Origin of the sequence: Agarilytica rhodophyticola (assembly GCF_002157225.2) — a bacterium.
GTDB classification, from domain to species: domain Bacteria; phylum Pseudomonadota; class Gammaproteobacteria; order Pseudomonadales; family Cellvibrionaceae; genus Agarilytica; species Agarilytica rhodophyticola.
The window spans coordinates 3,635,527-3,649,408 of record NZ_CP020038.1; the positions used below are offsets into that span (position 1 = coordinate 3,635,527).

The window sequence follows — 13,882 nt, forward strand, 5'->3', positions numbered from 1 at the left end:
CAGTCACAAATAGACTGAATAAAATAGAGAAAGTGAATTAATGAGTACCCAAGATCTAGTCAATAAACTATGGAACCTGTGTAACCTCTTAAGAGACGACGGCGTTACCTACCATGAATACATCAACGAGTTAACCTTTTTAGTCTTCCTCAAAATGGTAGAAGAAACCGGCCAGCAACAACACATTCCAAAAGGCTACCGCTGGCCAGATTTAGAAGCCTACAACGCCGCCAGCCGCTTAGACGAATACAAAAAACTATTGATTCACTTGGGTTCCCATGGCTCGCTTATTACGCAAGCCATTTACAACAACGCCAGCACCGTTATTCGTAAACCGGCCACCCTTAATAAACTGATTACCGAAATCGACAAGCTCGACTGGTACAGTGCCAAGACCGAAGGCCTTGGCGATATGTACGAGGGCCTGTTAGAAATAAACGCCTCCGAGAAAAAGTCCGGTGCAGGCCAATACTTTACTCCACGTGTACTCATTAACGCGATGGTCGAGCTTATGAAGCCCAACCTGGACGACGTAATCGTCGACCCCACCGCAGGCACTGGTGGCTTTTTAATTAGCGCCCACCACTATATTGATGAGCACAATGATGTTGAATCGCTAAATGAAAAAGCCTACGACAAGTACCAGCACAAGACTTTTTACGGTATGGAGCTGGTGCCCGACACCCACCGCCTGGCGCTGATGAACCTTATGCTGCATGACCTCGCGATCGATGAAAAAAATACGGGTATTTTGTTTGGCGATACCCTGAGTAACGAAGGTAAACAACTGCCCCAAGCCAGTCTAATCCTCGCCAACCCGCCCTTTGGCACCAAGCAAGGCGGCGGCATTCCCAATCGAGATGATCTGGTGCACTACACCAGCAACAAACAGCTGGCGTTTTTACACTTGATGTATCACCGCATGCTACAACCCGGTGGCCGCGCAGCAGTTGTACTACCAGACAATGTGTTATTCGAAGGCAGCACCGGCAGAACCATTCGCCAAGATCTTATGGAAAAATGTAACCTCCATACAATATTGCGTTTGCCCACCGGTATTTTTTACGCCGCCGGGGTAAAAACCAATGTCCTGTTTTTTAACAAACCTAAAGATATTAAAAAAGACAAAGGCAATACCAAAGAGGTGTGGGTGTACGACCTGCGATCCAATATGCCGCAGTTTGGTAAACGTACCACTTTTAACGAAAGCCACTTTAAAGAATTTTACGAAGCCGTCGGGAAAGACTTAACTAAAGTGAAAAAAGCCGCTCGCCTTAAGTTTATTGAAAAACATGCCGATGGTAGTGATGTTGGAGATGACGTACAGGGAAGTACTAATGTCGCGGGAGGCACGACGCCAGGAGCGACCGTCTGTCGCCTGCGCTGTTTTACCCGTGAAGAAATTGCTGCTAAAGATGATTCACTGGATTTATCCTGGATTCGTGATGACAGTATGGAAGACAGTGCAAACCTGCCCGAGCCGGATGTGTTGATTAATGAGGCCCTGGAGGAAATGGCAGGGGCTATGACAGAATTGCAGGCTATTTTGGTTGAGTTGGGATCGGCGGAAGAGCAGGAGGTTCAGGAATGAGCGAGCTTCCGGAGGGGTGGGCAAGTACCACAGTAGATGCATTCATTCAGTCAATGATTGGAGGAGCTAGTCCAAAAAGAGAAGACTATTCAAACAATGGTGTATTGGCTCTAAACAAAGGGGATATTAAGTCCAGAGGAAAACTATCGATTAAAACTAACCCCAAAATGCTGCCGCAGGAATACGTAGAAAACCATATAAACAAGCTTATTGATTACAATGACATTGTCGTCACCCTGAGGGATTTATCTCAGAAAGCAGATTTTTTAGGTCTGATTGCTAGATACAAGAATAATGAGAAGGCAATAATTACTCAGGGTATGTACAAACTAAATATATCAACAGAATGCTCAGGAGATTATTTAATTCATTTCTCCAATAGCCCTTTTTATAGAGAGTTGGTAAAAGCAGAAAAAGTTGGTGTTACGCAAGTTCACTTGAGAAATGATCAATTTAGAGGAATCGAAATACCACTCCCCCCCCTAAACGAACAAACCCGAATCGCCAATAAACTCGATAGCCTACTCGCCAAAGTCGATGCCGCCCAAGCACGCCTGGAACGCATCCCCACACTCCTAAAACGCTTCCGCCAATCAGTCCTCGCCGCTGCAACTTCGGGTGAGTTAACGCGAGAATGGAGGGAAAGAGATGTAGTCGACTTTGCTATGAAAGAAATCAAATCTCTAAAAGAGAAGAAATCTATGCTTTCAATAAAAAAACCAAAGGAGCCTCTTCCCGCACCCAACATAGATTACGAAGATATTCCAGAACAGTGGGCTTACAGCGATATCACTCCTTTTTTAGATGTCGAAAGAGCTGGATTGAAAACTGGACCATTTGGATCTTTATTAAAGAAGTCGGATCACCAAGCCGCTGGGATTCCCGTAATAGGCATTGAAAACATAGCTAAAACAGGGTTTAGACATGGAAGCAAAATTCACATTTCTTTATCGAAAGCAAACGAGCTGGACGGATATGATTTGAAACCTGGAGATATCTTAATCTCCAGGTCTGGGACTGTAGGTGAAACATGTGTTGTTCCTGAAAATATTGGGAATGCTCGGTTTTCAACAAATATTATGCGCCTATCCTTCTTTCCTGGATCTATAAACTCTATGTATTTTAGGTTTTTGTTCTTAGGGTCACGCGTTGTACTTAAGCAAGTAAATGAATTATGTAAAGGAAGTACAAGGCTATTTCTAAATCAAAAGATTTTGTCTTCTATTCGTTATCCGATTCCACCGATAGAGGAACAAAAAGAAATAGTCCGCCGAGTAGAATCACTATTCGCCATGGCCGATACAATCGAAAAACAATATCACCAAGCCAAACAACGTATAGACCGCTTAACCCAGTCCATACTCGCCAAAGCATTTCGCGGTGAACTGGTTCCGCAAGACCCCAATGACGAGCCTGCCTCAGAATTGTTAAAGCGTATTCAAGCAGAACGCGAACAGAAAAAAGCGAAGCCAGCAAGAAAAAGGTGCAAACAAGACAGCCATCATGAATTCGAACTATTCGAAGATTTTAATATGTAGATAGATCAAGTAAATATAAGTTGAATACTATGGCAAAAATAAATAGGAGAAAATCATGGCCTATGACGATTTATACATGGATATGGATGATGACTATCTGGAGTTGCAATTTTCTCTTAGACAAATTATAAGTGACCAGAAAATTATTGACGAAGCGATCAAATACTATATGACAGGGTTGGAACAAGACCTTGTATATGCTGAGAGTGTACTTGCCAAAGGCGGTGCCTTTTCGACGGTAAACAAGCTGATCGCTCAAAGAATTGGTATACGCGCTGACGCAAGGCCAAATTTCACCGCTAAACTCAGAAAGGCACTTATTGTGGCTAAGAGGCGACCAGATGCGAGTTATGCTTATGATGCCCATCATATTGTCGCTAAAAATGAAGCTAGAGCAAATCGCGCAGCTAAGATACTCAAGGCATTAGGAATTGATATTGATGACCCGGATAATGGTGTATTTTTACCGAGTAATGACATTTCCAAAAAACATGGGAACTTAAAAAGTGCTTATGTACACAACACCATCCACACGAATATCTATTATTCAAATGTAAATTTTCAAATTATTCAAGCTTATGAGAATAACGCTACGAAGGATGATATGAAAGAAATACTGCAAGAAATCGCTGAAGATCTGCAACTCGGAGTGTATCCTATTTATTCGTATATACCTGGTGCGGAGGGGATGTAATGAATTACTTGTTATCAATTAACCCACATGGCTTTAAAGAGTTCGATATAAAATCAAGAAAAGACGAAGATATTTATCTCTTTCGCTGGACAGGTGAAAGCCGTATAAATAATTGGAATAACTTAAATCTAGCGATATTAGAAGATGAGTCTAGCAAAGAAAATAATGCATTTGCAGATATTACCAGTTTTAAGGGCGGGTCGTTTGCCTTATCTGAAAAAGCTAAAACTCTGTTAGAGCCTACTATCGGGCATTTTGTTGAGTTTTTACCCGCAAATCTTGATGGAGAACTCTGGTATATCCTTAATGTTATTAACGTCTTAGACATCGTAGATAAAGAAAAGTCCCGACACAAAATATATAAAAGTGGAAAAGTAGGGTTTATTACCCATGCTTTTTTAAACGAACCATCAAAGTCCAAGTCCAATATTTTTATCGTAAAAGACTTTCACCCATATATTTTTATAAATGAGGAAACTAAAAATATTATTGAAAAAAATCAACTGACTGGTGCTTTGATTCGAGAGTACTTAAATCCTTAAATCAAAATTAGTTGAAAAGTTACAATTTATTTCATTTCGACTAAATCTCGCAAGGGATATCGGTTTCGATTAGAGGAGCAGAATATGTTGAAATATAGAGACAGAACAGTAAAAGCAAAAGAAGTCGCCATGCATTATGCTGGTCAATTCGCAAGTGAAGACGTAAAAGCGATGGTTGCAGGCGAAGCAGATATAAAAAGTAAAGATGAGGCGACAGCTCTATGTGAATTTTTCTGGGAGATGGTGGATCGAGCAGCAAAAGATACGGAAAATAAAGTCATCATCGCAGGAGAGGAAAACATTCAATTTTGGGTCGAAAAAATGTTCAATATTATACATGGGCATTTAGATAACATTGGCTATATTGAACAATGGGAAGAGGTTTGCGATAGACAAGAATAGTCCGTTTTTTTAAATAAAATTGTTTATGTTTTTCCTATGAAAGAAATTGCCATCATTGACATTGAAGCCAGTGGCTTACACTTTGACTCATACCCCATTGAAGTAGCGGTATTAGTGCGAGGTGAATGTAAATCCTGGCTCATAAAACCAGAGCCCAAATGGCAATACTGGTGTGAAACGGCAGAAAGCCTACACGGGATAAAACGATCTCTTCTCGAAGAGGAGGGATTACCCGTGTTAGAGGTCACTCAACAACTCAATGATTTTTTGTCAGAATCAGACACTGTACTCTATAGCGATGCCCACCGCTGGGATGAGGATTGGATAGATACTTTATACTTTGCAGCTAAAATGGAACGACGTTTTTACATCGACTCGATCTATGATTTGATCGACGATGATAAGAAGCAGGCTTTTGATTCACAAAAGGCTCTATTAGCTGAATCAGGACGCTTCCAACACCATAGAGCCGCAGACGATGTCCTCATGATCAACGAAGCCTTCCTTCACGCAACCAAAATCCTCTAACTCCGAAACACTCATTTCCAAGTCCGCTCTGAACAAAATTTAGTTAAATTGACATCTTATGGTTCATATGGGTTAAGTGACTACACGATCAGAACAGCTCTGGATTACTGAAGGTTGTTCACTAGGCTCAATGGGTGTACAAATTAAAGCTATTTAATGATCAAAAAACACTCTGGCATAAGTTAATGAGGGATTATTTTGATCTATATTTTGCTCTTAAATTATATATTTTAACTGATTTTTATATGTAAATTATGTAATACGTAAAACAGTACGAAATAAAAGGAGAACGTTATAAACTCATGTCAGTTAGCTGCGAGTTGCCGACTTCCAGTATGTTTTTTGCAACAAATTAAACAAGCACTCTACCGTTGTGTGAGCTTCAATTTATCAACGCTAATGGAGAGGTCGGCCATGTAAATATGATCGATCAGCAGGATATAGCTGGAAAAAACCACAAAATGCAGTGGGGAGAAAGGAGGCAATTGCCTCCTTTTTGGTGATTACACTGGTCTTTCTAATTTATTGCAGAAGGCTAAAGTTACTTGGCCAATAGGTGAATGCGCTTATATTCCGAGTACTGCCTTTTGAAACAGAACCATCGTTATAAAGGGTCCAAACATGGTTGCCACCACCGCTATCAATAGCTATACCGACGATATCATCAGCTGTTTGGCCACGGGGTACGCCAAAATTATTAATACCATAAGCGCTATCGGGCTGAGTAAGGGTGCCTTTTGCTCTTAAGCTGTCATTGCCAGCTGTTGCGAACCACGAGTAAATATCACCGTTGCTAGCCATCGCCATGCCTTTGCTGTGGTTACCATCATAGTTTGCAGGCCAATTGACGGTATTAAATGGTGCAACGAAATGTCCAAGCTTGTCAGCTTGTGACCGTGTACCATTTTTAAACCACATTTGCACATCTCTAAGTTGACCGTTTATATGGCGCATACCGATGCTCGCAATATCAGAGTAGCTATGATTATTAGGCAATCGATAATAACCGGAGCTAGGCAGAATAATACTATTGAAAAGCGTTAGAGCAGGGTGGCCATATAGGTCTTTTCTATAGCCTGTAGTGTACCAAATAGATGTTTTACCTTGGCTCATAGCGATATCCACCACATCACCCGGTGTGTAACCATAGAAATCCAAATCTGTAGGGGTGCCTTCAGCGACAGCCCCATCCCTAAAGACGGTAATAGTGCGATAAGTATTTGGGTCAATATTGATACCGACAATTTGGCTAGTTTGTTGACCTGGAGGAAGGCTGTAAGTGAGACCGTCGATTACTGTAAAGTGACTTGGCCCACCTGTGGCAATCTTATTATCGCTTAACCAAAGCAATAAGTTGCCAAAGCCTGTTTGTGCGATGTCAACCACTTGATCAAAACGGTAATGATACTCGCCGCCCTCAATCTCATAAGTCCCATGTTCCAAACCTCCCAGTATTGTGGGTGTACCAACACTGTAGTTGCCATCGTTATACCAGGTATACATCCGCGTTTCACCGAGGTTTACTCGTGATGTTGCCATTATATCCGACGGATCTTGAGCATATTGCAGTGAGTAAGCAGCGCCGCCTGTTGGTTCACCTTCTGCGGCAGGTTCAAGATCATGTTCGTAGGGAAGACCTGATTTATATTCCCTGTGTCCATCTTTGTAGTAATAGTACGTGCCTCCGCTATAGATACTCACACCTACAATATTCATACGATCCTCAGCAAGTACAGGCTCAGGACATTTGTATTGGACATTACCATTTTGCGCCCAAGGTAATACCAGTGCCATGAAGTCGTGAAGATTACCTCCTCCGTTCGCATCCATGACTGTCTCGCCCTCACCAAAGCCGAGGGGAAATAGGCGGCTTACTGCGGCCCAATGGACGCGCCCATCGTGTTCCATGTGATGGATAAATTGATCTGCATTTGGCAAGTGTGATTGTACTTTTTGGCAGATTTCCAGATCCGTCATTTCCTGCCAATTAATGCCCTGACTTGTAGCTGGTGTCATCCATTCACCATCAGTAACAGTGAAGCCGTCGTGTTCTACTAATTGCTCGCTGTGGCAACCACTGCCGCAAGTGAAGTTTTCTCCAGGTGCAAAGTGTGTTGAGACGGTTAGGTCAACATCATTAGCCGTTATGAGTCCATTGTGTCGTTCTACGACTTTAGACGCACTGTCCATGGCATGGCAGCTTGAGCAGGCTTCATGTCTGAAGATAGGCGCTACGACATCATTAAAATACTGTGCGCCATCGAAATTTTCGGCTTTTTTTAGCGCTTTAGCCTTATTTGATAATTCTATTATATTAAAAGTTTGTCTTTCATTCGCCGACACTGCGGCTCCAGAAAGAACTCCCATATAGAGAATTCCATTCAAGATCCATTTATTAAAATTCTTATACATAAACTTTTACTCCAAAGTCGATTTTAGTGTGCTGTATTAAATACAACGCAAAATAATATGAAATCTACATACCTTGGCTGGATACATGAAAAGCTAAAAAATGAGGACATCTTGTAGAAAAAATAGGGGGATGAGGCACTTGTGTTTAGCTCATTATTATTAGAATAAGTCCATCTATGGCCACTTTCGCCCAATGCTTAATTTCAACCGTTTCTAATTCTAATATGAGATTTTTGTTGTTATTAATCCTCACTTAGTCTGGTAAAGAAGTTTTCTTACCATGGAAAAACTCTCAGATAAAAAGTCAGTAGGTCTTGATGTAGTCGCGAAACTAAGAGGCGAAAAATTTAAGCCATGGGCCAGTGTCTATACCTGCTTTTTAGATTATTTGTGTGTCATCGATAAAACTAATTGGATTTATCTGCCACTTAGGTTGTGTTAGCCATAAGGCAATCACTGATGATCTTGATGGGGTAGTTGCAGATAAATGAAAAGCGAAGCGAGTCTGGGCAAGTTTCATTCTTTGCCGATGGTGGATATTGGTGATCTTACTGCGCAGCCGCAAGGGAAGGTGTCTTTGCGGCGCAGTCATTCTATGAGGCCGGTATTGAGTCAGACGATGGCAGAGTCGCTTGTGGCATCTTATCCCCATGCGCCCAAGCCGTCCTCAAAATCATCGCCAGTTCCAACGCATCGCAGCGCCGATATGCCGCCGCCATCACCTCATCAGCTGACACTGCCCAAAGCACGCTTGTCCGATGAGCAGCACAGTCAAGGGCGTGCCATGCTCGACCGTGTCGCCGGAGGGCGGGCAGCATTATTAGAGGTGGTGTCCACGGCGACCAAGACCCCTTTATCTGATCACCTGGATCAGCAAGTTAAAAAAGATGTTTTCACTGACTTGCCTTTTCGGGTTTCTATTGGCGCTCATAATTTGGCAAAGATGCTGGATGACGAACAAGTGCTCGAACGATTGAAAGAAACTCCCTTGCATAAGGAAATCATCCAGCAGATTGCAGGGGACAAAACCCTGACCAAAAGAGGCGTGACTCGGGAGGCGACGGCTTATGCACAATTCTTTTTAGGTCAGCTCTATGATCATAGTCGCGCCCCTAATATTGAGACACTGGTGGCAGGCTTTCCCAAAGCCGCCCAAGCCGAGCTGCACGGTACCGGTGGTTACGCTCTGACGAAAGATTATGAGCGTGCCAATGATCTGGACTTGAAGATTATTCTTAAAGGCTTCGTCGAGGCAGGTTTTGTACCTTTTGATAGTCCTGAGAATATTCATCGTTTGAAAACCCTTGTCGGCCAGTGGTTGGTGGAGTCCATCTCTCCAGATGACTTGATTAAAGAGCCTTTGACCCTGATTGGCTATGACAAGGTCTTTGACTTGTGTACCCACAGTACCAAGTTTGGTGAAGGTTTATTTAAATTCGCCCTCAATCAACAAGACTCTGAGCATAGCAAACCTATCGATATCGCCATTGTTCGCCCACAAAATGTAGAAGTGTCCTTTGATTGCACTGCCCATTCTACCTCCCTGCATTTCAATACTGCCGATGGCAAGATTCGCCAGGTGGACTACCTCAGCCCAGAAGCGAAAAAAGTACTGGATTATTTTAATGTCGACTTTTTTAAAGAAGATAATCTCCAGCGCCGTAACAAACGCAATGTAAAGGCGGGCAAAGCCATTCAATCCACCCATCCTGTTGCGGGCTTTTTGGTCAATAACAACCCGACCAAGTTTGATGTGGTGAAATCTATCGTGGGCGGGATGCAAGCTCTCACCGATATGCAAGATAGCCAAGTGCCGGCGGTGCAGCGTCATTTTAAGTATTTAGCCCATGGGCTTGAGCAGCAGGGGCTCAGCGTCGCGGCATTACAAACCCAGGCAGACACGGCACTGGACACTATCCGAACACGGCTCAATAAAGAAGTATTGCCGTACGTGACCTCTATTTATCAAACGCCCCTTAACGATAAGGGAGATGTGGCACGGCTACTCGGCAACGTCTATAACGGGGATTTTCTAGATAAAGAAGACAATCACCCAAGGATTCTCAGTGTTTTGGAGGCGATCGATTTATCTCCCGAGATTCAGGAATTTTTCTGCCGCTTAGACAAGCCTCACTTGTCTCATGATGATGTCTTTAAAATGGCGACATACTTGATGAGTCCCGAGTCGATGCCTGAACTTGGGCACCTGGACGTGGCATCCGACGAACGCATGATCATGGTGTTGCAATTGGTGCCCTTGTTGCGTCATTACAGTGCTGAAGATAAGCGCGAAGGGCGCACAATCGATGAGGATATGAGTCTGTTTATGTTGCATGCAGTGCAACACTTTCTCGGAGGCGCCGACGCGGATGAAGCCCAACAGCAGGGCGCGCTTGCGCGCTTACTAAGCCAACCCGTGGATGCCATCGCGGCCACTGACTGGAAAGCCTTGGCCCATGCTGTGGAGCCAAAAGCACCGTCCTCGTTGTTGCCGATCGTAATAGCCGCCGCGAAGCATCCCGAGGATGCGGCCCTACAACAATTGGCTCATCGACTGCCGCGACAGTTACCCGAAGACGTGGATCATGGGGCGTTGGAGCATGTGTTATCCGAACTTAAGTGCGAGCCCCATTCAGCCGTGGCAAGCTTGGTTCGCAGCTACCGCTCGCAGCTTGGCCTGCGCCAATTAGACGCGGCTGTGGCGAAGGAGGACTGGAAAAGTGCGGGCCAGGCCTTAGGGAAATTGAGTATTACCCGAGATAAGCAGGCCAGCCATGCCTTACTTGCGCAGGGGATGAACCGGCTAGGTGAACAAGATTTCAGTGCTTATGGTAAAAGCCGCCAAGGTCGTCTCAATGGCGCATTGAAGCTGATCACCCAGGGATTGTCTGCGTTGCCGCCTGCGCAATTAGATGAGATGTGGCGTCACCGAGAATTAGAAGGACTCTATCCTAAGCTGTCACAGAAAATGGAAAAGACCTTAAGTAGCCATTTGCAGGACATGATCGATAACAGCCATGACGTGCCGCGCCAGGATGTGTTACGTCGCCAGCGTATGAGCTTTATGGCCAATCACAAGCATTGGCCGGGAGTGTTGGCTGAGTACGGACGCCTAAGCGATAAGAACACCCATCAGATCGGCGAGGATTTGGCCTATGATAGCCGCTTGCTGGCAGATATCACGCGTTCCCCCAGTGCCGCTAAACTACTGGCCTCGATTATGATGGATCGACCAGCGCTTGTGCCTGGCAAGCGCATGGGCGCCGATGATCTTCACGCGTTTTTCAAGATGTTAGACAGCCATGAGCGCACGATGTTAGACAGCTCTGACTCTAGCGGCTCCAATGATAGCACTGGAGATAGGATGTCACGTTTATCAAAACGTGATTATGGCTTACTCAGAAAACGCTTATCCAAGCCAGCGCAAGAAAGGGAGAACGCCGAGCAACACCGCATTAAGGCACAGACCCAAGGCGCTATTGCAGCACAAGATGTAGCATTTATTGCCAAACATCTTCTCAGTAAGCCATCGAGCACATTCGCCCAGGCAAATACCCAAGCCGTAGCCGAAGCTGTGTGGGAAAATCGATCAGCGCTGATGGCACAGCCCAAACACAGCCATGATGCCAATGCTCCCCTTGTGGCTGCTCGTCTGTTATTAGAAGCCGAGCGTCAGGGCGATACATGGTTGAGCCATCATGAGCTTAGCACTATGGATACGGGTGTGCGTTTTGGCTACAGCCAAGCCCTGGCCAATGCCATCAATACGCTTACCCATCCCTCCGTTACCCAGAGAGGCGTTAACAAGACCGGCGTTAACAAGACAGGCACGCAAATAAAGAACACCGTGACAGCGGCAGACCCGTCTATGCTGGGCAAACTTCGTCAACAGCAGTTGCAGGTATTTAGCGTCGATCAACAATGGCCGCAGGCGAATAAGGTCTGGGATACGCTCTCACCCACACAACAGCAGGAAAGTGCGCCGGCACTGCTGGCCCAACTAGGGTTGCGCGACAAACACGCCTCCAATGAGGCCTTAAGAGCACAGATGTTCCTTCTAGATAAAGTGCTGATGTGCCATACAAGCGCCAATAGACCGGTTGAGAATCTCGCCGAGATTATATCGTTGGTAGGAGGGTATCTTGATACTAAGGACTATGAATCCAACGTGGTCATGAGCGTAATGGGTCAGCTTATAAAAGTCGACCAGAGTGAACTTGAGCGGCAACTTCGGATCGCGGGTAGCTCTAGTTCTGAAAAAGCTTTGATAGATAAAGCACTGAAGCACGTAGTACAGGCACAGCTGAGCCTCAATGATAAAGCGGTATTAGATACAGCAAGTAAGGCTTTACAGTTGATGACAGATAAAAAACAAGGTGCCCAATTGTTATTGCCCGTCATAGAGAAAAGCGATGGTCAACTACATGATTCGGTGCTCAAAGCTACCCAACATTTTTTAGCGCACAACAAGACAGGCTTATCAGGATTATTGGCGATAGCAGAAAAAACACCGGATACCTTTATAGAAAATATTGACGTAACCAATTTTAAGCAGACGGTGAATGCAAAAGCAAGTACACGCGAAGAACTAGAATCAGCAGCGCGTATCGCTGTTTCACTTGTTAATGATAAAACACGAGCAGGCAATCAAGATAAGCTTGTGCAAAAAGCTAACATGTTAGTCGCTACAGCTTTTAAGCGTATTACCCGAGATTCTAATGAATCTCTTGAAGAACTTATGAAAACTATTCCTTTATATATGAGTTCTATGGTGCTTAAAGCCAATGAAAAGAAAAATTTACTGCCTCAGGCTGTCAATAATATTATGCAAAATGAATTGCGTAGCAGACTTTTGGAAGGTCTGTTCAGTGACGATGAAGCACAAGACACCGCGATTAATGTTGTGCATGGTCACTCTCCTGTCAATATCTTGCACGGTGCGAAATCACCCCATGCATTATTCAAAATAATTAATGCTTACGGTGGCCACCGCGACGGTAATTTACAACAGTGGATTAATGGCAATAAAACACTTATTAAATCGTTGCTTGATAAAGCAAATCCAAATGAAGCGGTCGATCATTATTTACCGGGCCTTCCTTATAGTGATCAGCTAATACATAATATGGCAGCGGTTATGGTGGAAAGGGACGTACCGCTAGACAAGTATATTGAGAGTGCATGGGGCACTTACATGGGAGAGGATAGAGAAATCTATAAACTGGCAACTGAATTTCTTAATCTTTGTAAACAAAAAGATCTTGCGCCAGAAAAGCATTATGAGTCTGCTCTTGCAATGATTAAAATAGGCTGTTTCCAAGGTCAAAGTCAACAAGCATATACTTCTATCCCTGAGCAAACGATACGTTTTACACAAATGGTCGATGTTTTAAGTGATCCTCAGTTAATGAAAAAAATGAATGATGCGGTTTCTAAAGAAGGTATTAGTGATGCTGAAAAACAAAGATATTTTACGCTTTTAAAAGACGTGTCTTCCACCTATAACTTTTATGCACCTTCTGAGCTGGGACGTTATATCAGTAACAAAAGAAATTTAGATAAAAATATTTATGACAAGGTAAAACCCGCGGAGAAAAATATATTTACTACTTTCAATAATATTGGTGAGATAGATAAAAACCTCATGATATTGCAAATGAAGCTACTCGATACTTTCTACCCGGTATTGAATGCAGCGGCTAATCAATGGGAAGAAAAGAGTTTTAATCCTATTGCAGCGATTGCTCAATTTCCCAAGAATTTTATCAATAGTATAAAAGCCCAGCGCGAAACCCTGCCAAAAGAAGAGCAACGAAAACGCCTTGCCATTATTTTAGAAAACTTTAGATCTTCATAAACTTTGTTTCCAAAGAGTGAGAAAGAAAGAAGGGATGTCGAAAGAGATTAGCTCAAAAAACTGCCGTATTTTGGCGGTTTTGCGAGCGATATCTTTATAAATTCTTATCTGAGATTACCTTTGAGTTCCTTTTTTTGCAAGAAATAGTGCCTTTTTAGTCATGGCACTTGAGTGGCACCTTGTTTAAATTATTCCCAACTAGTCTCAAATGAAACTAGTGTCTATTGAGACTAAGGTGATCAGAGCGACCAAGCAATAGTCGTAAATGGTCAACTTATCGCCAATAGACCCCAATATATAACTAAAAGTAGGGGACGA

8 protein-coding genes are annotated in these 13,882 nt (G+C 43.6%); 7 read left to right on the forward strand and 1 reads right to left on the reverse strand.

Translation table 11 applies throughout. The annotated features are described in order from the left end of the window. Nucleotides 1–40 precede the first annotated feature (40 nt). The 6 genes from BVC89_RS15165 (at nt 41) to BVC89_RS15190 (ending at nt 5,295) form a co-directional block, all read left to right on the forward strand. Nucleotides 41–1,591 (forward strand): class I SAM-dependent DNA methyltransferase, encoded by a 1,551-nt coding sequence (locus tag BVC89_RS15165; RefSeq protein WP_086932004.1) that lies wholly within the window; start codon nt 41–43, stop codon nt 1,589–1,591. Further along, nucleotides 1,588–3,129, forward strand: coding sequence for a restriction endonuclease subunit S (locus tag BVC89_RS15170; RefSeq protein WP_086932005.1), 1,542 nt, complete (start codon nt 1,588–1,590; stop codon nt 3,127–3,129). Before BVC89_RS15165 ends, BVC89_RS15170 begins: the two co-directional genes overlap by 4 nt. Before the next feature lie 55 nt (nt 3,130–3,184). After that, on the forward strand, nt 3,185–3,823 hold the full coding sequence (locus tag BVC89_RS15175; RefSeq protein ID WP_086932006.1) for an AHH domain-containing protein: 639 nt from the start codon (nt 3,185–3,187) through the stop codon (nt 3,821–3,823). Further along, on the forward strand, nt 3,823–4,365 hold the full coding sequence (locus tag BVC89_RS15180) for an imm11 family protein (protein ID WP_086932007.1): 543 nt from the start codon (nt 3,823–3,825) through the stop codon (nt 4,363–4,365). Before BVC89_RS15175 ends, BVC89_RS15180 begins: the two co-directional genes overlap by 1 nt. A gap of 84 nt (nt 4,366–4,449) precedes the next feature. Continuing rightward, nucleotides 4,450–4,767 carry a hypothetical protein gene (locus BVC89_RS15185; protein WP_086932008.1) on the forward strand — a complete coding sequence of 106 codons (318 nt, stop codon included), beginning with the start codon at nt 4,450–4,452 and terminating at the stop codon, nt 4,765–4,767. Between the two features lie 36 nt (nt 4,768–4,803). Continuing rightward, nucleotides 4,804–5,295, forward strand: coding sequence for a 3'-5' exonuclease family protein (locus tag BVC89_RS15190; RefSeq protein WP_245929093.1), 492 nt, complete (start codon nt 4,804–4,806; stop codon nt 5,293–5,295). Nucleotides 5,296–5,817: 522 nt separating this feature from the next. Here BVC89_RS15190 and BVC89_RS15195 read toward each other — a convergent pair. Beyond that, complete coding sequence (locus BVC89_RS15195; protein WP_086932009.1) at nt 5,818–7,707, reverse strand: hypothetical protein; 1,890 nt, start codon at nt 7,705–7,707, stop codon at nt 5,818–5,820. A 487-nt stretch (nt 7,708–8,194) separates the two neighbouring features. Here BVC89_RS15195 and BVC89_RS15200 point away from each other — a divergent pair, with 487 nt between their 5' ends. Further along, nucleotides 8,195–13,564 carry a hypothetical protein gene (locus BVC89_RS15200; RefSeq protein ID WP_086932010.1) on the forward strand — a complete coding sequence of 1,790 codons (5,370 nt, stop codon included), beginning with the start codon at nt 8,195–8,197 and terminating at the stop codon, nt 13,562–13,564. Nucleotides 13,565–13,882: the final 318 nt, after the last annotated feature.

Coding starts and splice junctions, on each gene's coding strand:
- BVC89_RS15180 (WP_086932007.1), top strand. CDS start 3,823: ATGAATTACTTGTTATCAATTAACCCACATGGCTTTAAAGAGTTCGAT.
- BVC89_RS15165 (WP_086932004.1), top strand. CDS start 41: ATGAGTACCCAAGATCTAGTCAATAAACTATGGAACCTGTGTAACCTC.
- BVC89_RS15175 (WP_086932006.1), top strand. CDS start 3,185: ATGGCCTATGACGATTTATACATGGATATGGATGATGACTATCTGGAG.
- BVC89_RS15185 (WP_086932008.1), top strand. CDS start 4,450: ATGTTGAAATATAGAGACAGAACAGTAAAAGCAAAAGAAGTCGCCATG.
- BVC89_RS15190 (WP_245929093.1), top strand. CDS start 4,804: ATGAAAGAAATTGCCATCATTGACATTGAAGCCAGTGGCTTACACTTT.
- BVC89_RS15195 (WP_086932009.1), bottom strand. CDS start 7,707: ATGTATAAGAATTTTAATAAATGGATCTTGAATGGAATTCTCTATATG.
- BVC89_RS15170 (WP_086932005.1), top strand. CDS start 1,588: ATGAGCGAGCTTCCGGAGGGGTGGGCAAGTACCACAGTAGATGCATTC.
- BVC89_RS15200 (WP_086932010.1), top strand. CDS start 8,195: ATGAAAAGCGAAGCGAGTCTGGGCAAGTTTCATTCTTTGCCGATGGTG.